Origin of the sequence: Allobosea sp. TAF32 (assembly GCF_052113585.1) — a bacterium.
In the GTDB taxonomy this organism is placed as follows: Bacteria; Pseudomonadota; Alphaproteobacteria; order Rhizobiales; family Beijerinckiaceae; genus Allobosea.
The window spans coordinates 206101-228741 of sequence record NZ_JBFRDM010000007.1; the positions used below are offsets into that span (position 1 = coordinate 206101).

Genomic DNA, 22641 nt, shown 5'->3' on the forward strand with positions numbered 1-22641 from the left:
CGGATGGCCTCCGCCGACATGAACCCGCGCCGCGAGGGGGCGGGCGCCGCTGGCACTCTCGCCGCGCCGCTCGCGCTGCTCATGCGTCTCGTCGACTGGCCGATGCGGGCGCTCCAGCGCCTGATCGGCGAGCGGCGGATGGCCTATGTCTTCATTCTGCCCAACCTCGCCTTCTTCTCGCTCTTCGTCTTCCTGCCGCTCGTCATCAATTTCATCTTCTCGGTGACGGGCGGGGCAGGGCTCTTCCCGACCGAGCGGCCCTATGTCGGGGCGCAGCAATACGCCTATCTTTTCGACTGCGGCTCCTTCCTCGACCCATCGTCCTGCCGCGAGGATCATTTCTGGCGCGGCGTCTACAACACCGCCCGCTTCACCGCCTTTCAGGTCACGGCGATGGTGCTGTTCTCGCTCCTGACCGCCGTCGTTCTGAACATGAAGATCCGGGCGCGCGGCTTCTTCCGCGCCGTCTACTTCTTCCCGGTGCTGCTCTCGCCGGTGGTGGTGGCGCTGACCTGGAAATGGATTCTCCAGCGCGACGGCCTGCTCAACGCCGCCATCACCTCGCTCGGCGGCGAGCGCATCCTCTTCCTGGTCGATCCGAGCTGGGCGATGTTCTGGATCGTCTTCGTCTCGGTCTGGGCCCATATGGGCTTCTACACGCTGATCCTGCTCGCCGGCTTGCAGGCGATCCCGGCCGATCTCTATGAAGCCGCCGAGATGGACGCGACGCCGCGCTGGCGCATGTTCTGGCGCATCACTCTGCCGCTGCTCTGGCCGAACATGATCGTCGTGATCGTGCTGGCGCTGATCAAGGGCGTGCAGACCTTCGACGAGGTCTTCGTGCTCACCGGCGGCGGGCCGGGCACCGCGACGCTGCTGGTGGTGCATTACATCTACGAGACCGCCTTCGCCAATCAGGTCCAGAATTTCGGTCTGGCGGCGGCGGCCTCCGTGGTGCTCGGCGTCGTGCTCTTCGCGCTGACGCTGGCCCAGCTCGCGGCGAGTCGCCGCAAGGGGGCCGCATGAGCCAGGCTGTTCACGCCAACAAGGCCGTCGCCATGATGACCGCGCGCCGCAAACCCGGCCGCTGGCATTGGACCGACATCGCGGCTTACGCCTATCTCCTCGTCGGCGTCGTGCTGATGTTCGGGCCGGTGCTCTGGCTCGGAATGTCCTCGTTCAAGACCCAGGCCGGCCTGCTCGAATTCCCGCCTTCGCTGCTGCCGATGTCGCAGAAGGAAGTGGTCGTTCCCGGCCAGTCCCAGAAGCTGCCGCTCTTCGAGGTCGAGATGCCCGATGGCAGCAAGCGCGTGCTCGCACAGGTGCGCCGCATCGGCATCCAGGCACAGATGGTCGATCCGGCCAATCCGGGCGAGACGATCCGCGTCCCCATCGACAAGCGCACGCCCGTGCGCGAGTTCAAGCTCGCCACGGAGAATTACACCGAGCCGCTGGAGCGCTTCGCCTTCACCCGCTTCCTCTGGAACTCGGTCTTCGTCACGTTGGTCGCGACGATCATCACGCTGATCATCAACTCGATGGCCGCCTATGCCCTGTCGATCTACGAATTCAAAGGCAAGACGGCGGTAATGCTGATGGTTGTCGGCACGCTGATGATTCCGATCACCATCATCCTCGTGCCGGTCTATCTGGTCATCACCAAGCTTGGTCTCGTCAATTCGCTCTGGGCGGTGATCCTGCCGGGAGCCGCGACACCGACCGGCGTCTTCCTGCTGCGCCAGTACATGCTGACTCTGCCGCGCGATCTGATCGAGGCAGCGCGCATGGACAAGGCCTCGGAGTGGCAGATCTACTGGCGCATCGTCATGCCGCTCGCCATGCCGGCGCTGGCCGTGCTCGCGATCTTCTCGATCATGTGGCGCTGGAACGAGTTCCTCTGGCCGCTCGCCGTGCTGACCAAGACCGAGGCCTACACGCTGCAGATCGGCCTCAACGCCTTCCAGGGCGAGTTGCAGACGCAGTGGCACTACCTGCTCGCGATGACCGTGGTGACGCTGCTGCCGGTCGCGCTCGTCTTCGTCTTCCTGCAGCGCTTCATCACCACCGGCATTGCCAACACCGGCATGAAATGAGGGAAGTGAGTTCCGCATGGCCGAACTGAAGCTCTCCGCCGTCCGCAAGGCCTATGGCGCGACGACGGTGCTCCACGGCATCGACCTCGCTGTCGCCGACGGCGAGTTCGTCGTGTTCGTCGGCCCCTCCGGTTGCGGCAAGTCGACCCTGCTGCGCTCGATTGCGGGGCTGGAGGAGATCACCGGCGGCACGATCGCGATCGATGGCGCTGATGTCACCGGTCTGCCCGCCTCCGAGCGCGGACTCGCCATGGTGTTCCAGTCCTATGCGCTCTATCCGCATATGAGCGTCTACGCGAACATGGCCTTCGCGCTGGAGAACATGGGCTTCAAGCGCGACGAGATCGACAAGCGCGTGAAGCGCGCGGCTGAGATGCTGCGGCTGACCGATTATCTCGAGCGCAAGCCCAAGGCGCTCTCCGGCGGCCAGCGCCAGCGCGTCGCCATCGGCCGCGCCATCGTGCGCGACCCCAAGATCTTCCTCTTCGACGAGCCCCTCTCCAACCTCGACGCGGAGCTGCGCGTCGCCACCCGCAAGGAGCTCGCCGCGCTCCATGCCGAACTCGGCGGCACGATGATCTACGTCACCCACGATCAGGTCGAGGCGATGACGCTGGCCGACCGTATCGTCGTGCTGCAGGGCGGGCGGATCGAGCAAATCGGCACGCCACTCGAACTCTACAACCGCCCCGACAACCTCTTCGTCGCCGGCTTCATCGGTTCGCCGCGCATGAACCTCCTGCCCGGCCGCGTGACCGCAGCGGGTAAGGTCGCGCTGGGCGAGGGAGGCCATGAGGTCGCCTGCGCCACCGGCAGCCTTGCCGCTGGAGCCAAGATCACGCTCGGCATCCGGCCGGAGCATCTGGCGCTGGCGCCGGAAGGGCAGGGGCTGCCGCTTGCCGTCGATCTGGTCGAGCGCCTTGGCGGCGAGAGCTACCTCTACGGGGCTAGCGCCGGCCTGCCGCAGATCACACTCCGGCTCGACGGCCAGAGCGAGCATGAGCGCGGCCACGTGGTTCCACTCGCCTTCCCGCAACAGAGCCTGCACTTGTTCGACGAAGCCGGCCACGCGGTCCGACCCTGAGACTCCGAGAGAGATCCCTATGAAAGCCCTCACGCAAGGCCGCTATCTCGGCCGCGATGGCGAAGCCGCCCTGTTCGATGTCGGGCTCGGCCATACGCTCGCCGTGCGTATCCTCGAAGGAGATATCGGCCGGGTGACGCTGAAGCCGCAGGACGGCTACCGGCTCGATCGCGGCTGGTCGATCGCGCCCGGTGGGCTGGAGCCGCCCTATGAGGGCCGTCCGCGCGACAGCCTCGCCGGCTTCGCCTGCCCGAAGGCGAGCGTCAGCGAGGGGAGCGGCAAGGTCACATTGTCCGCCGGCGGCCTCACGGCCGAGATCGCACTTGAGCCGTTCAGCATCGCCTGGCGCCGCGACGGCGAGGACAAGCCCTTCCTCCAGGACCGCACGACCCAGGCCTATCTGGTTTCGCCGCGCACCGGCGCGCTCGCGCATTTCATGGCGCGCGACTACACTGAGCGGCATTACGGCCTCGGCGACAAGGCCGGCCCGCTCGACCGAACCGGCCGCCGCTTCGCCATCGACGCTGTCGACCCCTGCGGCTTCGACGCCGAACTCTCCGACCCGCTTTACAAGATGCTGCCGTTCTTCATCGTCGATGGGCCGACGGGCGCGCATGGTCTCTACTACGACAACCTCTCGACCGGCAGCGTCGATTTCGGCTGCACGCTCGACAATTACCACGGCCTGTTCCGCTCCTGGAAAGGCGACGACGGTGATCTCGACTACTACGTCATCGCCGGCCCGGCCGTGCCGGATGTCGTCAGGCGCTTCTCCTGGCTCACCGGCGGACAGGCTTTTGCACCGCTCTGGTCCTTCGGCTTCGGCGTCACCTCGATGGCGATCGCGGATGCGCCGGATGCCGATGCCCGCATCAGCGATTTCATCGGCAAGCTCGAGACGCATCGCATCCCTTGCGACAGCTTCCATTTCGGCTCGGGCTACACCCAGATCGGCCATCGCCGCTACGCCTTCAACTGGAACCGCGACAAGTTCCCCGACCCGAAGGCGACGATGCAGCGGCTGAACGATGCCGGCATCTTCACGGTCGCCAATCTCAAGCCCTGCCTGCTGGACGACCATCCGCGCCTGCAGGAAGCGCTCGACGACGGCTTCCTGGTCAAGGACGGCAAGACCGGCGCGCCGGCCGTTGCCCAATTCTGGGATGGGCTCGGCTTCCATCTCGACTACACCAACCCGAAGGGCCGTGCCTGGTGGCGGGGCGGCATCGAGACAGCGCTGCTCGATTACGGTTTCACCACGGTCTGGAACGACAACAACGAATACGAGATCTGGGACGAGGATGCCGTCTGCGATGGCGACGGCCGCCCCTTCCGGCAGGCGCTGGCGCGGCCCGCCCAGCCTTTGCTGATGACCAAGCTCTCTTATGAGGCGCAGGCCGATCGCCAGCCCGGCAAGCGGCAATATGCGATCACCCGCGGCGGCTGCGCCGGCATCTCGCGCTATGCGCAGACCTGGTCGGGCGACAACGAGACCGCCTGGAAGACGCTGCGCTACAACCTGACGCAAGGCCTCAATATGAGCCTGTCGGGCATGTTCAGCATCGGCCACGATGTCGGCGGCTTCCATGGCCCGACGCCTGGCCCCGAGCTTTTCGTACGCTTCAACGAATTCTGCGCCCTGTGGCCGCGCATGGTGATGAACTCTTGGAACGACGACGGCGTCGTCAACCTGCCCTGGATGTACCCGGAGATGGTGCCGCAGGTGCGCGAGGCGATCTCGCTGCGCTACCGGCTGATGCCCTATCTCTACACGCTGATGTGGCGCGCCAGCCGCGACGGCACCCCGGCGATCCGCCCGCTGCTCTGGGATTTCCCGAAAGACCAGCAAGCGGTGAAGACCGACGACGCGTTCATGCTCGGGCCGGATGTGCTGGTCGCGCCCGTGCTGGAGGAGGGTGCCCGTGAGCGCAGCGTCTACCTGCCGGAGCACGAGGGTGGCTGGTATGACTGGCACGAAGGCAAGCATTTCGCCGGTGGCGCGATTGCAACGGTCGCCGCGCCGCTCGGGCGCCTCCCGGTCTTCGTCCGCGCCGGCGCGCTGATCCCGCTCGGCAACGCCGAAGGCATCGACGACCAGCGCGAGCTCCTCGTCTGCGGGGTCGTCGAGGGCGCTTCCGGCGAACTCTACGAGGACGATGGCGAGACCAGCGACTGGCGCGGCGCCGGCGGGACAATCATCCGCTTCTGCGTCCGGGGGGGCGAGATCGAAATCCATCAGGAGGGCGAGACCGAGCCCCGGTTCGATCGGATCGCGATCCGGCACATCGGCGCGAACGGCGCCGTTTAAGGCGCCTGACGCCGCGGAAATGCCGAGCCTTCCAGCCCGATTCATGTCGGGTTGGAGGGCTCTCTTTTTCTGACCCGCCCGCAAAATCGGGCGGGACGACAGAGTTTGACGCCTCGTCGGTTTCAGCTAGCCTGCCCGTCGAGAGAGCTTGCCTGCGTCACGCCGCAAGCGCACGCCGGAAAACGATGTCACGAGGCTGAGATAAATCTCGTTTGATATCGGTCAATGGCGGCGCTGATACTTGCTGATATCCATGCGGACAACGCGATTGTCGGCGCTTATTTCTGACAAGTATTTGATGATTTCTCGATCGATTGGGCCGAAGCCGCGCTGAAGACACCGCATCCGCACTGTGCCGGCACCGAACAAGCCATTCGCTCGCAAGCAGGCCGTTCCTGCTTCAGGGGTGTTGCATCGAAGGAGACGACTGGTCATGGCAAAGACGATGAAGGCCGCCGTGGTGCGGATGTTCGGCAAGCCGCTGACGATCGAGGAGGTGCCCGTTCCTGAGCCCGGCCCCGGCGCCATCCAGGTTGCGATCCAGGCATCGGGCGTCTGCCACACCGATCTCCATGCCGCCGAAGGCGACTGGCCGGTCAAGCCGAACCCGCCATTCATTCCCGGCCATGAAGGCGTCGGCTATGTCTCGGCCGTCGGTGCAGGCGTGAAGCATGTGAAGGAGGGCGATCGCGTCGGCGTGCCCTGGCTCTACACCGCCTGCGGCCATTGCCGGCACTGCCTGGGCGGCTGGGAGACGCTCTGCGAAAGCCAGCAGAACACCGGCTACTCGGTCAATGGCGGCTTCGCGGACTATGTCATCGCCGATCCCAACTATGTCGGCCATCTGCCGGACAACATCTCCTTCAACGAGATCGCGCCGGTGCTCTGCGCGGGCGTCACGGTCTATAAGGGGCTCAAGGTCACCGACACCAAGCCCGGTGACTGGGTCGCGATTTCCGGCATCGGAGGGCTCGGCCATATGGCGGTCCAATACGCTAAGGCGATGGGGCTCAACGTCGCCGCGATCGACGTCGACGATGCCAAGCTCGATCTCGCGCGGCGCCTCGGCGCTACCGTCACCGTCAATGCGCGCAATGAGGATCCCGGCACCGTAATCCGCCGCGAGACCGGCGGCGGCGCCCAAGGGGTGCTGGTGACGGCCGTCAGCCCCAAGGCCTTCGAGCAGGCGATCGGAGCGGTGGCGCGTGGCGGCACTGTCTCGCTCAACGGCTTGCCGCCCGGCGGCTTCCCGCTCGACATTTTCGGAATGGTGCTGAACGGCATCACCGTGCGCGGCTCGATCGTCGGCACGCGGCTCGATCTGCAGGAATCGCTCGACTTCGCCGCCGAGGGCAAGGTGAAGGCCACGATCACCACGGCAAGGCTCGAGGAAATCAACGACATCTTCGATCGGATGCACAAGGGCCAGATCGAAGGGCGCATCGTGCTCGACATGACGAACTGATCACCGGGCGGCCCAATCTCAGGCCAGGGGTGAACGCCCGGCCTGACGTTATCGATCGAACGGCGCAGCGCGATCCTGGAGGTGCCGTTTGAGCGCAGTCCCGCCGCCGAAAAGACGAAATGTCTTGTCGGCGGAGGGATATATGTTGCCCGCTTAGCAAGAACAGCGCCAAGCAATTGCGGCCGCGACCGTTGCGAAGACGTGTTGCGCTAGATCAAGGTCCTGAGGCGGGCGCGTTTTCGGGCGACGACGACAGTAGACAAGGAACAGTATTTCAGTTTCTATTTCTTCGATCTCAAATCTGGTGACGGCGCGGTTTGTGAACGCCCCGCACGCGAAAGGACGAGAGATGACGATGGAGACCGCGGGGGCGAGTGGCCCGGAAACCGCTTCGGAAAGGCCGACAAGGCGAGCCGAACTTCTGGCTTTCCTCACGCTGGCGGTGCTCATTTGGCCGATTGTGGCGATCGGTGTCGTCGGCGGTTACGGCTTCCTGGTCTGGATGTTCCAGCTGATTGTCGGTCCGCCCGGACCTCCGCATTGAGGCCGGGCCATGGAACGCACCGCCATTGATCGCGGGCGCCGCAACTTCCTGACCGGCCGGCGCCTCTCATTGCCCGACAGGGTTCGCCCACCCTGGTCCCGCGCCGCGTCGATCGCTGCGGCCTGTACCGGTTGCGGCGCCTGCCTGCCCGCCTGCCCGCAGCACATCATCGCGCTCGACGAGTCCGGCCGGGCCGCCCTCGATTTCACGGGAGGCGAATGCAGCTTCTGCGGCGCCTGCTCCGATGCCTGCCCCGAGCCGGTCTTCGATCGCGCCATGTCCGCCTTTGAGCATGTCGCCGTGATCGGGGCGGAATGCTTCGCCAGCCGCGGCATCGTCTGCCAGAGCTGCGGCGATGCCTGTCCGGAGAGCGCGATCCGCTTTCGTCCGCGGCTCGGCGGGCCGGCCGTGCCGGAGCTGGCTGCCGATCTCTGCAGCGGCTGTGGCGCCTGCATCGCGGGCTGCCCGGCCGGGGCCATCAGCGCCGGAGCGCGCCCGTCGGAGACACCCCATGGCTGAGCCATCGCGCCCGCGCTTCCATCACATTTCGAGCGCCGTCGTCTCGGCCCTGCCGGCGCGTGTCGATGCGGTGCTCGCCCGCATCCGCGAGTTGCCGGAGACCGAGGTCCATCGCGTCGAGAACGGCAAGATCGTGATCGTGCTGGAGGGATCGAGCACCGGCGTGATCGGCGACCGGCTGGCCGCGATCAGCCTGATCGACGGCGTGCTCTCGGCCAACATGGTGTTCGAACAGATCGAAGACCTCGAAACCCTCGACGACCCCGGAGTAACCCCATGACCCTGTCCCGTCGCGAGATGCTGAAGGCGCAGGCGGCTGGCGTCGCCGCGCTTGCCGCCAATATGAGCGTTCCGGCTGATGCCCAGCCGGTCAGCGGCGGCGTCGACACCTTGCAGATCAAATGGTCGAAGGCGCCGTGCCGCTTCTGTGGCACCGGCTGCGGTGTGATGGTCGGCGTCAAGGAAGGCCGCGTCATCGCCACGCACGGCGACATGAAGGCCGACGTCAATCGTGGCCTCAACTGCATCAAGGGCTATTTCCTTTCCAAGATCATGTACGGCAGCGACCGGCTGACCCAGCCGCTGCTGCGCAAGAGGAACGGCGCCTACGCCAAGGACGGCGAGTTCACGCCGGTCTCCTGGGAGGAGGCCTTCGACACCATGGCCGCCAAGGCCAAGGCGACGCTTAAGGCCAAGGGGCCGACCGCGCTCGGCATGTTCGGCTCCGGGCAGTGGACGATCTTCGAGGGCTATGCCGCGACCAAGCTGATGCGGGCCGGCTTCCGCTCCAACAATCTCGACCCGAACGCCCGCCACTGCATGGCCTCGGCCGCCTACGCCTTCATGCGCACCTTCGGCATGGACGAGCCGATGGGCTGCTACGACGATTTCGAGCATGCCGACGCCTTCGTGCTCTGGGGCTCGAACATGGCGGAGATGCACCCGATCCTGTGGACGCGGGTGACGGACCGCCGGCTCGGCCAGCCGCATGTGAAAGTCGCGGTGCTCTCGACCTACACCCACCGCAGCTCGGACCTCGCCGACATTCCGATCGTGTTCAAGCCGGGCACCGATCTGGCGATCCTGAACTACATCGCCAACCACATCATCTCGACGGGCCGGGTGAACAAGGACTTCGTCGGCAAGCACACCACCTTCGTGAAGGGTGCGACCGACATCGGCTATGGCCTGCGGCCCGACGACCCGCGCGAGGTCAAGGCGAAGAAGGCTGCGGATCCCACCGCGACGACGCCGATCGATTTCGAGGCCTATGCCGCCTTCGTCAAGGACTACACGCTGGAGAAGGTCTCAGCCCTCACCGGGGTCGAGCCCGGCTTCCTGGAGCAGCTCGCCGAGCTCTACGCCGATCCCAAGCGCAAGGTCGTCTCGCTCTGGACCATGGGCTTCAACCAGCATGTGCGCGGCGTCTGGGCCAACCAGCTCGTCTACAACCTGCATCTGCTGACGGGGAAGATCTCCGAGCCCGGCAACAGCCCGTTCTCGCTCACCGGCCAGCCCTCGGCCTGCGGCACGGCGCGCGAGGTCGGCACCTTCGCCCATCGCCTGCCGGCCGACATGACCGTGGTCAATCCCGAGCATCGCAAACATGCCGAGGAAATCTGGCGCGTCCCGAACGGGATCATCCCCGAGAAGCCCGGCTATCACGCCGTCGAGCAGGACCGGATGCTCAAGGACGGCAAGCTGAATTTCTACTGGATCCAGGTCAACAACAACCTGCAGGCCGCGCCGAACAGCAGCAACGAAACCTATCCGGGCTACCGCAACCCCGAGAACTTCATCGTCGTCTCCGACGCCTATCCGACGGTGACGGCGCTGGCCGCCGACCTGATCCTGCCGGCGGCGATGTGGGTCGAGAAGGAGGGCGCCTACGGCAATGCCGAGCGGCGCACCCATGTCTGGCACCAGCTCGTGCAGGCGCCGGGCGAGGCGCGTTCGGACCTCTGGCAGCTCATGGAGTTCTCCAAGCGCTTCACCACCGAGGAGGTCTGGCCGGCGGAGATCCTCGACGCCAACCCGAACTATCGCGGCAAGACGCTGTTCGACGTGCTCTATCGCAACGGCAATGTCGACAAGTTCGCGCTCTCCGAGATCAGCCCGGATTACGACAATCAGGAGTCGAAGGATTTCGGCTTCTACGTCCACAAGGGTCTGTTCGAGGAATACGCTACCTTCGGCCGGGGCCACGGCCATGATCTCGGCCCCTATGAGCTCTATCACGAGGTCCGCGGCCTGCGCTGGCCGGTGGTCGACGGCAAGGAGACGCTCTGGCGCTACCGCGAGGGCCTCGACCCCTATGTGAAGCCCGGCAAGGGCATCGACTTCTACGGCAACAAGGACGGCAAGGCCCGCATCATCGCGGTGCCCTACGAGCCGCCGGCCGAGTCGCCCGATGCCGAGTACGATCTCTGGCTGGTCACCGGCCGCGTGCTGGAGCACTGGCATTCCGGCTCGATGACCATGCGCGTGCCGGAGCTCTACAAGGCCTTCCCCGGCGCGCGCTGCTTCATGCACCCGGAGGATGCCCGCAAGCGCGGACTCAACCAGGGCGCCGAGATCACGGTGATCTCGCGCCGCGGCGAGATGCGCACCCGTGTCGAGACGCGCGGGCGTAACCGTATGCCGCCCGGCGTGGTCTTCGTGCCCTGGTTCGACGCCAGCCAGCTCATCAACAAGACGACGCTCGACGCCACCGATCCCATCTCCAAGCAGACGGATTTCAAGAAATGCGCGGTCAAGATCGTACCGGTCTCGGGCTGATGCGCTCGCGGACCTTCCTCGGGGCCGCCATGGCGGCGGGCCTCGTCCTCGCCTTCGGCGCCGCCTTCTCGCAGGAGGGGGCGCCGGTGAAGATCGTGCCGCGGCTGACTGGAACGGCCGACCCGATGGCGCTCGAACGGGTGCCGGCGCTGGGCCGGCCGATCGTCGACGACGTCAGGCGCATGCGGAACTATCCGGAGCAGCCGCCGGTGATCCCGCATTCGATCGACGGCTACCAGCTTACTCTCAACACCAACCGCTGCATGGACTGCCACAAGCGTGAGTTCACCGAGGGCTCGGGCGCGCCGATGATCAGCATCACCCATTTCCAGGATCGCGACGGGCAGGTGCTCTCCGACGTGACGCCGCGGCGCTATTTCTGCACCGCTTGCCATGTCCAGCAGACCGATGTCGCGCCGCTCGTCCAGAACCGGTTCCAGGACGCCAAAGACGTCGGCCGGAAGCCTTAGGCGGGACGGATCATGGCCAGACTCAAATCCTTCTGTCTCTGGTGCTGGAGCGTCGTCGTGCGCTTCTGGCGCATCATCAGCCGGCCGAGCGCCTATCTGCCGCTCGGCTTCCTGACCCTCGGCGGCTTTGTCGGGGGCGTGCTCTTCTGGGGTGGCTTCAACACCGCGCTGGAGATCACCAACACCGAGAAGTTCTGCACCTCCTGCCACGAGATGCGCGACAACGTCTATCAGGAGCTGCAATCGACGGTGCATTTCTCGAACCGCTCGGGCGTGCGCGCGACCTGCCCGGACTGCCATGTGCCGCATAACTGGACGGACAAGATCGCCCGCAAGATGCAGGCCTCCAAGGAGGTCTGGGGCAAGATCTTCGGCACGATCTCGACGCGCGAGAAGTTCCTCAATCACCGGCTCGAGCTCGCCAAGCACGAATGGGCGCGGCTCAAGGCGAACGACTCGCTCGAATGCCGCAACTGCCATTCCTCGGTCGCGATGGACTTCACCAAACAGACGCGCCGTGCGGCCGAGATCCACAGCCGCTTCCTGGTGACCGGCGAGAAGACCTGCATCGACTGCCACAAGGGCATCGCCCATCTGCTGCCGGACATGACCGGCATCGAGCCGGGCTGGAAGGACGCGCCCGAGCTGCAGGGCAAGGGCAGCGCCTCCTGGCACGGGCCTGAATGGGCCGTGCGGACCTATCTGGCGGAGATGGAGAAGCGCTGAATCGACCGGCGCATTCGCGGCAGCCCGCGCCGGGCGTGGCGGTCGCGCGTGTCATCGTCCGGCGCAACGCCGATTGCCATGGCGGCGGAGGCCGTCATGGCAACGCCACGAAAATCGCGCGGGGCGCGGGGCGCGCTCAGCCGCCGATGGCCACCTTGATGCCGCCGAAGGCACCGAGGCCCGGAACCAGGAAGCCGACGGGGTTCTCCCAGCGCTTATCGAAGAGATTGTCGATGCGGCCGAACACGGTGACCTTGTCGGTCGCCTTGTATTCGGCCGCGAGATTGACCAGCGTCGCGCCCTTCGCGTTCATTCGGGCGACCGAGAAGTCGCGATTGCCGTCCACCCAGGAGCCGACGTAGAGCAGCGTCGCCGAGAGCGTGAGCTTGTCGGTCGGCGTCCATGTCGCGGTTGCGCTCGCCTTGTGTCGCGGCCGGCGCAGCAGCTCCTGTCGCGCGATCTCGTCCTTGGCGAGGGTGAAGGTGTAGTCGGCGCGGATGCGGAATTGCGGCGAAATCTCCAGCGCGGCGAAGGCCTCGACGCCCTTGGTTCTGGCCTTTCCGACATTCGCATAGGAATCGAAGGTGGCGTTGGTGACGATCAGGTTGTCGATGTCGTTCTGGAACCACGTCGCACCGAACTGCAGCTTCCGGTCGAAAAGCGGCTGCTCGAAGCCGGCATCCCAGCCGCGGCTTTCTTCCGGATTCAGGTTCGGATTGCCATGGAAATTGAACCCGGGGCGATAGTCGACGAAGAGCTCGTTGAGCGTCGGCGCCTTGAAACCGGTGCCGTAGCTCGCCTTCAGCTTGGTCTCGGTGCCGGGGATGATCAGCGCCGGGGCGATGCGGTAGGTGGTGTGGCCGCCATAGCTGTCGTCGTCGTCGCGTCGGATATTGGCCACCAGAAAGAAGCGGTCCTGGATATTGCCCTGATATTCGAGGAAGCCAGCCTTGTTGCCGTTGGAGGCGACGAGGCCCGTATCCAGGCGCTCGCGCTCGTATTGCAGGCCCATGAGCAGGTTGTGGCCCTTGGCGATCTCGAAATTGCCGCGCCAGTCGAGCTTGGTGCGCTCGCCCAGATTCTCGTTGGGCAGGCCGAGGATGCCGGTCGTTCCGTTCGCCGTCCGCGTTGCCCGGTCCTGGTTGGTGTAGGAGACGCCGAAGGTGTTGACGAAGCGCCCGCCGAACGGGTCCCAGACGACCTCGCCGCGGGTGAAGGCCTGGGCGTAGTTCTGCAGCGAGCGATAGGGCGCAGGCCGGCTCGGGAAGCCGGTGTCGCTGGTGAAACGCAGCTGCCCGTCTTGATAGCGGCCGATCCAGTTGAGTGTCAGCGTGTCGCTGAGCGCAACGCCGACGCGGCCTGAATAGTTGTAATTGTCGAAGGCATTGGGGTTGATGCGCCGGCCCGGCGGGACAAGGTTCGGTGGCGTCACATCGGTCGCGTCCGAGCGGAAGTGGGCGGCGTTGAAGGCGTAGTTGAAGCGGTCGTCGCCGCCGCTGAAGCCCGCAGACTGGTTGAATGTGCCGTGAGAGCCGGCCTCGACGCGTGCCGTTGCCTTTGGTGGACCCTCGCCGCGCTTCGTCGTGATCGAGATCACGCCGCCGAGCGCGTTGGCCCCATAGAGGCCGCTCTGCGGGCCGCGCAGCACCTCGATGCGCTCGATATCGTCCGTCAGCATCGAGCCGAAATCGAAGGAGCGATTGGGAGTCGCGGGGTCGTTGGCCTCGATTCCGTCGATGAGCACCTTGACGTGGTTCGAGTTGGTGCCGCGCATGAAGACCGAGGTCTGCCCGCCCGGCCCGCCGGTCTGCACGATGTTCATGCCGGGCACCGTCGCGAGCGCCTGCGGCAGGGTGCGGCGCTGCTGCTGCTCGATCTCCTTCGCAGTGATGACGGTGACGGAGCTCGCGATCTCGCGCGCCGGGGTCGGCGTCCCCGTGGCGCTGACCACGATCTCGTCGAGCGCGACCGGGCCGGCGTCGCTTTGCGCCAGGGCAGGGGCAGAGCAGGCGAGGGCGAGAAGGGAGGCGGAAAGCAGCAGGCGGCCGCGTCCTGCGGCTGGAGAGAAGACGTTCACGATGGAGACCTCGGGCGGTTGACGTCAGTGGCACGTCACCGCGAACGCGATCTCCCATCGGCCGCGCGGGAGGCGGCAAACAGTCTAATCAGCGATCGGCGCACCCCGTCCGAACGTGTTCGCGTGTGACCACGGTTGACGGCAGGTCTCCTGGCTCGCGGGTCGGTGCCTTCACGCCGCCTTCCCAGGTCCGAGGTCCCAGTGGCGTCTGGCGAAAGGCTCGCCGCTTACAGTTGCGGGGGCAGCCGCGGCATGGGGCAGAAATTCGCCCGCACCGCGTTCCCTTTTGATCCCGTGAAGGAACCGTCGCGGCGACGATTAGGGCGGAAATGCGGCCGCGTCAAACCGGCTTGGCGCTGCAGCGACAGCAGACCACCATCTGCTACAGTCCCCGGCGAGACGGGATCGGGCCAGCCGACGTTCCGGCCGGGGCTGCGCATCTTTGGCCTGAATTCCGGGGAAAGATGGGGCACCGGGACCTCGCTGATGCAGTTGCATCGTTGGTCGCCGGATTGTCGCAAGACTCACTCAGTGTCGTAAGTTCACGCCAGCGGAGACGGCATGGATTATTTCAGGCGCTTCACCTTTCTGTTCGCGACGCCGAATTTCGATGCCGAGGATCTCGAAGGGATCCGCTTCAACCAAATCATCGAGGAGATCGAGCGCTCGGGCTTCGAGGTCGTCAAGGCGCGCAAGCTCGAAGATGCCGAGATCGCGGTCCAGACCGATGCCGCCATCGGCTGCATGGTGGTCGACTGGGGCAAGAAGGGTCTTGAGGGCAAGACTGCCGCGCTGATCAATCTGATGCGCCGGCGCGGCCTCGATTTTCCGATCATCCTGCTCATCCGCCGCAAGCGCTTCGAGGACGTACCGGTCGAGGTGCTCGATTTCATCGACGGCTATATCTTCCTCTCGGAGGAGACCCCGCCCTTCATCGCCAAGAGCCTGATCAGCCGTCTCAAGCAATATGCCGAGACGCTGAAGACGCCGTTCTTCGGCGCGCTCGTCGATTATGCCGAGGAAGGCAACCATCTCTGGACCTGCCCGGGACACAATGGCGGCGTCTTCTACAGCCGTAGCCCGATCGGACGCGTCTTCATGGAGCATCTCGGCGAGGCTGTGTTCCGCGACGACCTCGACAATTCCGTGCTCGATCTCGGCGACCTGCTGACCCATGAGGGGCCGGCCCTGAAGGCGCAGAAGGAAGCGGCGCAAATTTTCGGGGCGGAGAAGACCTATTTCGTCCTGAACGGCACCTCGACCTCCAACAAGGTCGCGCTCGCCGCGCTGGTTTCGGACGGCGACCTCGTGCTGTTCGACCGGAACAACCACAAGGCGGCTCATCACGGCGCGCTGCTGATCGCCGGGGGCATTCCGGTCTATATCCCGACCGCGCGCAACGCCTGGGGGCTGATCGGCCCGATGCTCTGGGAGAGCTTCGACGAGGAGGCGCTGCGCGAGCGCATCCGCACCAATCCGCTTATCAAGGACCCGGACGCCTGGAGGAAGCCGCGCCCGTTCCGGGTCGCAGTGGTGGAACAGTGCACCTATGACGGCACGATCCACAGCGCGCAGATGATCCTCGACCGGATCGGCCACCTCTGCGACTACATCCTCTTCGACGAAGCCTGGGCCGGCTTCATGAAGTTCCATCCGCTCTATGCGGGCCGCTTCGCCATGGGCCTCTCCGGCCTCGGCCCGGAGTCCCCCGGCATCATCGCGACCCAGTCGACGCACAAGCAGCTCGCGAGCTTCAGCCAGGCGTCCCAGATCCACATGAAGGATCGGCATATCAGGGGCCAGAAGCGGCGCGTCGAGCACCGGCGCTTCAACGAGAGCTTCATGCAATATGCCTCGACCTCGCCGTTCTATCCGCTGTTCGCCTCGCTCGACGTCGGCGCGCAGATGATGAAGGGCCGTTCCGGAGAGGTGCTCTGGGACGACACGATCCGGCTCGGCATCGAGCTCCGCAAGAAGATCCGGGCGGTCAGGCGCGAATTCGAGGAGAAGGAGACGAGGCCCGAGCGGCGCTGGTTCTTCGAGCCCTTCGTGCCGGATCGGGTCAGCATCGCCGACGCCTCGCGCGAGGGCGCCGTCCATGATGTCGCCTGGGAAATGGTCGCGACCGACCAGCTCGCAAGCAATCCGGCCTATTGGCAGCTCGCGCCCCATGCGAGTTGGCACGGCTTCACGCGGATGGAGTCGGGCTTCGCCATGACCGACCCCAACAAGCTGACCCTGTTGACGCCTGGCTTCGACCGCGAGAGCGGGACCTATGCCGAGCACGGCATTCCCGCACCGGTCGTCGCGCAGTTCCTGCGCGAGAACCGGATCGTCGCCGAGAAGAACGACCTGAATTCGCTCCTCTTTCTGCTGACGCCGGGCGTCGAGGCGAGCAAGGCCGGCACGCTGATCAGCGGTCTCGTCGCCTTCAAGAAGCTGCATGACGACAACGCGCTGCTCGAGGAGGCCATCCCCGAGTTCTCCCGCCGCCGGCCGGGCCGCTATGCCGGCGTGCGGCTGCGCGATCTCTGCGGCGAGATGCACCGCTTCTTCCGCGACCATGACGTCAGCGGGCTGCAGAACCGGCAGTTCTCGCCCGAGCATCTGCCGGAGATGGCGATGTCGCCGCATGACGCGGCGCGCTGCCTTGTGCGCAACGATGTCGACTACCTGCCGATCGGGGCCATCGAAAACCGCATCGCGGTGACGCCTTTCGTCGTCTATCCGCCGGGCATCGCCACCATCGTCCCGGGCGAAAGGCTTTGCGCGCGGGCCAAGCCGATGATCGACTACCTCAAGATGTTCGAGGCGAGCTTCAACGCCTTTCCCGGCTTCGATGTCGAGATTCAGGGCATCTATCGCGAGGTCGATGCCGCCGGCCAGGTGCGCCTCCACACCTATGTCGTCAGCGAGCAGGCCCAGGGCTGAGGTCGCGACAAACCATGGAGAGCGACCTCCCCATCCTCATCCGCCCGTCGCGCGATACCGATGTCGAGCCGATGCTGGCGATCTATCGCCGGCATATCCGCCGCGGCATCGAGGCCGGCGTCGAGGATACCGGCACGCCGGAGCCCGACGATCTGCGCGACCGGCGCAAGAACCTGCGCAACCGCCGGCTGCCGCATCTGGTGGCGACGCGGGGCGGCGACGTCGTCGGCTATGCCTATGTCGTGCTGTTTCGCAAACGCCCGGCCTACCGCTTCACGGTGAAGCATTCGATCTACGTCCATCACGAACATCTCGGCCGCGGCGTCGGGCGGCTGCTGATGCAGGCCCTTATCGACGCCTGCGCCGCCGCCGGGTTCCGCCAGATGATCGGCTATATCGACGCCGAGAACACGGCGTCGTTGACGCTGCACGAGCGCTTCGGCTTCGCCCGCGTCGGCCTGCTGCCGGCGGTCGCCTATCGCTATGGCAAATGGTCCGACAGCGTCATGGTTCAAAGGTCGCTCGGTGCGGGCGCTACGCAGCCTATCCCGCCGGGTTGAGCCTGCCGCTCGACACCGCGCAGGACCGAAGGCGCATCATCGAGACCTGGCAGCCGGTACGGAGCGTCCGCCTCGAGCGATTTTCCGGAGCATCCATATGAGACAGGTCAAATGTGCACCGCCGCAGCGCCGTGCGTCGCAGACGCGGATTGCGGTTCCCGGGAAAATCGGGACAAGAAGACGGTACGCTGAATCGCCAGATCGCCTGATCGCAGACTCCGATGATCTGGCGGAGAACCGGGCAATCTAGGCTCAGGACCTGCCAATTTGGATCGATCTGTGATTCACGGTGTCCGGGAGGATGCTGTGATGGATGATTTTTTTCTGCTGTGCGAGCGTCAGATGGCGCAGATGGAGGCGTATTTTCCGCTCTCGCATGGCGTGCCACGGGTGGATGACCGGCGCGTGGTGAGCGGCATCGTCTACGTGATCCGCAACGCCATTGACGCGGTTGTGCGCGAGGCGGTTGCCGGTGTGATCCTTTGCAGCCTCCTTGCTGCCGTTAGCGTCTCGATAGAGCTTGCAAGGAAGCGAGCCGACAGTTTCGGCAATCAGGCGCACGGCCTGAAGAACTGCGGGAACCTTGAGGGCGGTATGCGCAGTAACCGAAACACCAGAAGCAGTCGGCAGCGCGCCGAATAGCTCAGCCACGACGGGATCAGAAAGGGGAATCGACTTCCTCTCAAATCCGAAACGAAGCGACTTCTTTACGCTGCCGACTAACTCGCGGAACACAACTCGACCTTCACCAACTCAACGGCGAAGATTCTGACACATGAATGTCAGTTCATCAAGATCGAAAGCCTATAATAGGTATAATATCCTATATAATTTTCCGATGTGCGCATGCCGCTATAGAGCGCGATGAGCATCGCCCAACGCTTTTCAGTTAGCTTCGGCGACGGATCGAACAGGGGCGCGGCGAGTATCTTCTGGAGGTCGGCTTCGCGAAAATAGTCGCGGTCCTCGTCAGGATCGCGATTGCTCTGATCGACGCGGACGCCCTTCGCGGGGGTGTCGGGAATGACGCTGTTGTTGACGCACCACGTCAGCATGGCGCTGAGCCGGGATAGCCACTTGTCATTGATGGTTGTGGCGTTGAGCGTCGGGAAGGGCTCCTTGCGAGCCTTGTTCGACCGGATCGCTTCGGGGAGCGTCTTGTCGGGGAAGCGCTTCGTATAGTTCGCAGAGGTTTCGAGCAGGGCGTTCTTGTAGGCCAGCACGTCCTGCCGGGTGATCCGATAGGCCGGCTTCGCCTCGGCGACAGTCGAGGGGAGTTCCGTCGCCGGGATCAGCATTGGATGCTTGGCAGGACCATCCGGCTCGCCACGGTCGCGCCGGTTCTGGTTTTCGATCGTCTCGGCTTTCACGCCGGCGAGCATCCGCGCGAGCGTTCGCCATTCCTCGGTGCCCTTGACCGGAACGGGGCTGCCATCATTCGCGAACTCGTCAACGGCCCATTGGATTAGGGCGGCAAGCTCGTCATCTTCAGCGCCACCGCTCGCCGCCCTCTTAAGCGCGTAAAAGTAGGTCGGGCGGAACATCGCCGCGTGTGCCGGATCATAGCCGGTCGGCAGGCTCCGGGCCGCATCGTCCTGTTCAAGCTCCCGGCCATAGTGGGCGAGGGCCATCTGCCGAACGCTCATGGGGCGGCGGCGGGACGGTGCGGCAGGGTTGAGGGCTGTCACGCGGTCGCGGGCCTGATCAAGTTCCATCTGCATGCGATGGATCGCAGAAGAGAGCAGGCGAATCGCGACGGTGCGGTCGGCCCCCAAGGGCTCAGTCAGTTCCCGCTTACCTACGATCGGGCGAAGCGGAGCGGGCACCGTTAGCCGAGCATAGTATCGGCCATTCCGGGGGAGCAGGTTCCTGATTTTGCCGGCCATCGTGCCCTCTGCCAGAGCGATTTTGTAGCAAGATTTGTAGCAGAGGTATGTGAAAAGCCGTTGGGGAACAACGCTTTTTCAGGACACTCAAGGGCTTAGGGGAAATGGCGGAGACGGAGGGATTCGAACCCTCGATACCCTTGTGGGGTATGCTCATTTAGCAAACGAGTGCCTTCAGCCTCTCGGCCACGTCTCCGGCGAGAGGCTCTATGCCCGATTGCAGAGGCCTTTGACAAGTCTCGCCGACAACTTCCTTCGCGCGACCTGTGTATTCGCGCGGGCGCACCTCCCGATCACTCCCGTGCGAAGGGCGTGGTCGGGAGGTGCGAGGCCGCCGCAACGGAGCCTTGCGCCGGCTCCGCTTGCTCCCCGGCGGCGCTGCCATTAAATTGGCGCTGTCCGTTGGGGTGCCGAAAGGCTGAGAGGCGTGGCTCGCGCCAACCCATCGCACCTGATCCGGGTAATGCCGGCGAAGGGAACGGTCTTCGGCTCGCAGACACCTCGCTCGCGCCTCAGGCCGCTGCCTTCCCGGAAGCAGGGAAAGCATGACGCCAGAACGTCCTCACTCAGTCCTGACAGCCGCTGTGGTCGGCGCTGGCGTCGTCGGTCTGGCCTGTGCCACCGAGTTGCTGGCGCGGGGTGTGCAGGTCGTCCTGCATGAACGCGGCCCGCGTATCGGCGCCGAAGCCTGTTCCTGGTATGCCGGCGGCATGCTCGCGCCCTGGTGCGAGGGCGAGAGCGCCGAAGAACCGGTGATTCGGCTCGGGCAGCAGGCGGCCGATTGGTGGGAGCGCCATGCCGGCGGCGTCGCTCGCAACGGCACGCTCGTGGTTGCGCCGAGCCGGGACCGTTCGGAGCTGCGCCGCTTCGGTCAGCGCACCGACCATTTCGAGGAGATCGACAGCGAGGCCATCGCCGGGCTGGAGCCCGATCTCGCCGGCCGCTTCTCGCGCGGCCTGTTCTTCTCCGCCGAGGCGCATCTCGATCCGCGCCAAGCCATAGCAGCCCTGGCCGAACGCCTCGTCGCAAATGGGGCCGCCCTTCATTTCGGCAGTACGGTCGAGCCGGCCGATCTCGATGCCGATATCGTCCTCGACTGCCGCGGGCTGGCGGCGCGCGATGTCCTGCCCGATTTGCGCGGAGTCAAGGGCGAGATGCTGCTCCTCCGGAGCGACGAGATCCAGCTGTCGCGGCCCGTCCGGCTGCTGCATCCGCGCATCCCGCTCTATATCGTGCCCCGCGCAGACGGCCTCTTCATGGTTGGCGCGACGATGATCGAGAGCAGCGAGCGCAGCCGCATCTCCGCCCGCGCCATGCTGGAGCTGCTCGGCGCGGCCTATGCGCTGCATCCCGCCTTCGGCGAAGCGGAGGTCGTCGAGATCGGCACCGATGCCCGCCCGGCCTTTCCCGACAACCTGCCGCGGCTGACGCGCCGCGGCCGCGTGATCCATGTCAACGGGCTCTATCGCCACGGTTTCCTGCTCAGCCCCGCCATGGCGCGGATGGCGGCGGAGGCCGTGCTAAACCCGCAAGCAACACCGGAGATGCTGCATGACCTTGCTGCTTAACGGCGCGCCGCAGGAGATCGCGGCGAAGACGCTGGCCGAGGCGCTGGCCGAGCTCGGCTTTGCCGACCGCATCGTTGCGACGGCGGTGAATGGAGACTTCGTGGCGGCGCGCAAGCGGGCTGACGTCGCCTTGAGCGAGGGCGACCGCATCGAGATCGTCGCACCGATGCAGGGAGGCTGAGATGGCATCCTTCTATGGCTTCGCGCCGCAGAACCCGCTTTTCCTCGGCACGGCGCAATATCCGTCGCCCGCCATCCTGGCCGAGGCGGTGAAGCGCTCGGGCGCCGAGGTCGTCACCGTCTCGCTGCGCCGGGAATCGGCCGGCGGTGCCGGTCAGGCCTTCTGGGCGCTGATCCGCGAGCTCGGCGTCAGGGTGCTGCCGAATACGGCGGGCTGCCTCACCGTCAAGGAAGCCGTCACCACCGCGCAGATGGCGCGCGAGGTCTTCGGGACCGACTGGATCAAGCTCGAGGTGATCGGCGAGGACGACACGCTGCAGCCGGACGTGATCGCGCTGGTCCAGGCGGCCCGCATCCTTGCCGATGACGGTTTCAAGGTCTTTCCCTACACCACGGAGGACCTCGTCGTCGGCGGGCGCCTCCTCGATGCCGGCTGCGAGGTGCTGATGCCCTGGGGCGCGCCGATCGGATCGGGCAGGGGACTCAACAACCCCTACGGCCTGCGCAGCATGCGCCAGCACTTCCCCGACATTCCGCTCGTCGTCGATGCCGGCATCGGCCTGCCCTCCCACGCCGCGCAGGCGATGGAGATGGGCTATGACGGCATCCTGCTCAACACCGCCGTCGCGAAGGCGGGCGATCCGGCCGCGATGGCAGAGGCTTTCGCGCTTGCCATCCGTGCCGGCCGCCAGTCCTTCGCCGCGCAGCCGATCGAAGCGCGCGACATGGCCGCTCCTTCCACCCCCGTCATGGGCAAAGCCTTCCTGGCCTGAAAGTCTGCTCTCGCATGAAGCTCGATCCGTTCTACCCCATCTTCGAAAGCGCCGACTGGCTGGAGCGGATGCTGCCGCTCGGCGTCAAGCTGGTGCAACTGCGCGTCAAGGATCGTTCCGAGATCGAAGTCGCACGCGAGATCGCGCGGGCGAAGACGCTCTGCGCCGCGGCCGGCTGCGTGCTTGTCGTCAACGATTACTGGAAGCTCGCCATCGCCGAGGGCTGCGACTTCATCCATCTCGGCCAGGAGGATCTCGACGAGGCCGATCTCGATGCGATCCGTAAGGCGGGGCTCAGGCTCGGCATCAGCAGCCATGACGAGCCCGAGCTGGAACGCGCGCTGGCGGCAAAGCCCGATTATGTCGCGCTCGGTCCGGTTTATCCGACGATTCTGAAGCAGATGCGCTTCGGCCCGCAGGGGCTGGAGCGGCTGGGCGAATGGAAGCGCCGTATCGGCGATCTGCCGCTGGTCGGCATCGGCGGCATCTCGCTGGAGCGCGCGCCTGGGGTCTTCGAGGCCGGCGCCGACATCGTCGCAGCTGTGACCGACATCACGCTGAATGCCGATCCCGAGGGGCGCCTGAAGGCCTGGGTCGCGGCGACGCGCGGGCGCCTCGCCTGACAGGCGTCATTCTCGGGCGGAGCGAACCGCAGACCCGAGAATCGCATGACAAGAAG

20 protein-coding genes, 1 tRNA gene and 2 riboswitches are annotated in these 22641 nt (G+C 65.5%); of the genes, 18 read left to right on the plus strand and 3 right to left on the minus strand.

The window, feature by feature from the left end:
• Window positions 1-3: 3 nt before the first annotated feature.
• The 11 genes from AB4Z16_RS16385 to AB4Z16_RS16435 all read left to right on the plus strand — a co-directional run bounded on the left by AB4Z16_RS16385 (window position 4) and on the right by AB4Z16_RS16435 (window position 11987).
• The gene (locus AB4Z16_RS16385) at window positions 4-1026 is read left to right on the plus strand and encodes a carbohydrate ABC transporter permease (RefSeq protein WP_441512418.1); all 1023 of its coding nucleotides are present in this window, start codon (window positions 4-6) and stop codon (window positions 1024-1026) included.
• Window positions 1023-2093, plus strand: coding sequence for a carbohydrate ABC transporter permease (locus AB4Z16_RS16390; protein ID WP_441512419.1), 1071 nt, complete (start codon window positions 1023-1025; stop codon window positions 2091-2093). Before AB4Z16_RS16385 ends, AB4Z16_RS16390 begins: the two co-directional genes overlap by 4 nt.
• 16 nt (window positions 2094-2109) lie before the next feature.
• Window positions 2110-3177 carry an ABC transporter ATP-binding protein gene (locus AB4Z16_RS16395; RefSeq protein WP_441512420.1) on the plus strand — a complete coding sequence of 356 codons (1068 nt, stop codon included), beginning with the start codon at window positions 2110-2112 and terminating at the stop codon, window positions 3175-3177.
• 19 nt (window positions 3178-3196) lie between these two features.
• Window positions 3197-5485: a glycoside hydrolase family 31 protein gene (locus AB4Z16_RS16400; protein ID WP_441512421.1), complete on the plus strand. Its 2289-nt coding sequence runs from the start codon at window positions 3197-3199 to the stop codon at window positions 5483-5485.
• Between the two features lie 433 nt (window positions 5486-5918).
• Window positions 5919-6950, plus strand: coding sequence for an alcohol dehydrogenase AdhP (gene adhP / locus AB4Z16_RS16405; RefSeq protein ID WP_441512422.1), 1032 nt, complete (start codon window positions 5919-5921; stop codon window positions 6948-6950).
• Between the two features lie 355 nt (window positions 6951-7305).
• Window positions 7306-7494: a periplasmic nitrate reductase, NapE protein gene (gene napE / locus AB4Z16_RS16410; RefSeq protein ID WP_441512562.1), complete on the plus strand. Its 189-nt coding sequence runs from the start codon at window positions 7306-7308 to the stop codon at window positions 7492-7494.
• 9 nt (window positions 7495-7503) lie between these two features.
• Window positions 7504-8013: a ferredoxin-type protein NapF gene (gene napF / locus AB4Z16_RS16415; RefSeq protein WP_441512423.1), complete on the plus strand. Its 510-nt coding sequence runs from the start codon at window positions 7504-7506 to the stop codon at window positions 8011-8013.
• The gene (locus AB4Z16_RS16420; protein ID WP_441512424.1) at window positions 8006-8293 is read left to right on the plus strand and encodes a chaperone NapD; all 288 of its coding nucleotides are present in this window, start codon (window positions 8006-8008) and stop codon (window positions 8291-8293) included. The genes napF and AB4Z16_RS16420 overlap by 8 nt, the downstream gene beginning before the upstream one ends.
• Complete coding sequence (gene napA, locus AB4Z16_RS16425) at window positions 8290-10791, plus strand: periplasmic nitrate reductase subunit alpha (RefSeq protein ID WP_441512425.1); 2502 nt, start codon at window positions 8290-8292, stop codon at window positions 10789-10791. The genes AB4Z16_RS16420 and napA overlap by 4 nt, the downstream gene beginning before the upstream one ends.
• Window positions 10758-11261 carry a nitrate reductase cytochrome c-type subunit gene (locus AB4Z16_RS16430; RefSeq protein ID WP_441512426.1) on the plus strand — a complete coding sequence of 168 codons (504 nt, stop codon included), beginning with the start codon at window positions 10758-10760 and terminating at the stop codon, window positions 11259-11261. Before napA ends, AB4Z16_RS16430 begins: the two co-directional genes overlap by 34 nt.
• A 12-nt stretch (window positions 11262-11273) precedes the next feature.
• Window positions 11274-11987 (plus strand): cytochrome c3 family protein, encoded by a 714-nt coding sequence (locus AB4Z16_RS16435; protein WP_441512427.1) that lies wholly within the window; start codon window positions 11274-11276, stop codon window positions 11985-11987.
• A gap of 136 nt (window positions 11988-12123) precedes the next feature.
• Here AB4Z16_RS16435 and AB4Z16_RS16440 read toward each other — a convergent pair whose 3' ends face one another.
• Window positions 12124-14064, minus strand: coding sequence for a TonB-dependent receptor plug domain-containing protein (locus tag AB4Z16_RS16440; protein ID WP_441512428.1), 1941 nt, complete (start codon window positions 14062-14064; stop codon window positions 12124-12126).
• Window positions 14065-14187: 123 nt separating this feature from the next.
• Window positions 14188-14387: riboswitch (cobalamin riboswitch) on the minus strand.
• Between the two features lie 238 nt (window positions 14388-14625).
• Between AB4Z16_RS16440 and AB4Z16_RS16445 the strand changes: the two genes are divergently transcribed.
• The 3 genes from AB4Z16_RS16445 (at window position 14626) to AB4Z16_RS16455 (ending at window position 18197) form a co-directional block, all read left to right on the plus strand.
• Window positions 14626-16995 (plus strand): Orn/Lys/Arg family decarboxylase, encoded by a 2370-nt coding sequence (locus AB4Z16_RS16445; RefSeq protein ID WP_441512429.1) that lies wholly within the window; start codon window positions 14626-14628, stop codon window positions 16993-16995.
• Window positions 16996-17009: 14 nt separating this feature from the next.
• Complete coding sequence (locus AB4Z16_RS16450; protein WP_441512430.1) at window positions 17010-17555, plus strand: GNAT family N-acetyltransferase; 546 nt, start codon at window positions 17010-17012, stop codon at window positions 17553-17555.
• Between the two features lie 309 nt (window positions 17556-17864).
• Window positions 17865-18197 (plus strand): hypothetical protein, encoded by a 333-nt coding sequence (locus AB4Z16_RS16455; protein WP_441512431.1) that lies wholly within the window; start codon window positions 17865-17867, stop codon window positions 18195-18197.
• Between the two features lie 140 nt (window positions 18198-18337).
• Here the strand turns inward: AB4Z16_RS16455 and AB4Z16_RS16460 are convergent, their stop codons facing one another.
• Together AB4Z16_RS16460 and AB4Z16_RS16465 are read right to left on the minus strand one after the other, a co-directional pair.
• The gene (locus AB4Z16_RS16460; RefSeq protein WP_441512432.1) at window positions 18338-19441 is read right to left on the minus strand and encodes a DUF6538 domain-containing protein; all 1104 of its coding nucleotides are present in this window, start codon (window positions 19439-19441) and stop codon (window positions 18338-18340) included.
• 105 nt (window positions 19442-19546) lie between these two features.
• A tRNA-Ser gene (locus AB4Z16_RS16465) sits at window positions 19547-19637 on the minus strand.
• Between the two features lie 197 nt (window positions 19638-19834).
• Window positions 19835-19936: riboswitch (TPP riboswitch) on the plus strand.
• Between the two features lie 77 nt (window positions 19937-20013).
• Between AB4Z16_RS16465 and thiO the strand changes: the two genes are divergently transcribed.
• Genes thiO through AB4Z16_RS16485 form a run of 4 tightly spaced genes read left to right on the plus strand, consistent with a single transcriptional unit; the run spans window position 20014 to window position 22585 of the window.
• Window positions 20014-21009: a glycine oxidase ThiO gene (gene thiO / locus AB4Z16_RS16470; protein ID WP_441512563.1), complete on the plus strand. Its 996-nt coding sequence runs from the start codon at window positions 20014-20016 to the stop codon at window positions 21007-21009.
• Complete coding sequence (gene thiS, locus AB4Z16_RS16475) at window positions 20993-21190, plus strand: sulfur carrier protein ThiS (protein ID WP_441512433.1); 198 nt, start codon at window positions 20993-20995, stop codon at window positions 21188-21190. Before thiO ends, thiS begins: the two co-directional genes overlap by 17 nt.
• 1 nt (window position 21191) lies before the next feature.
• Window positions 21192-21962 (plus strand): thiazole synthase, encoded by a 771-nt coding sequence (locus tag AB4Z16_RS16480; protein ID WP_441512434.1) that lies wholly within the window; start codon window positions 21192-21194, stop codon window positions 21960-21962.
• A gap of 14 nt (window positions 21963-21976) precedes the next feature.
• The gene (locus AB4Z16_RS16485) at window positions 21977-22585 is read left to right on the plus strand and encodes a thiamine phosphate synthase (protein WP_441512435.1); all 609 of its coding nucleotides are present in this window, start codon (window positions 21977-21979) and stop codon (window positions 22583-22585) included.
• Window positions 22586-22641: the final 56 nt, after the last annotated feature.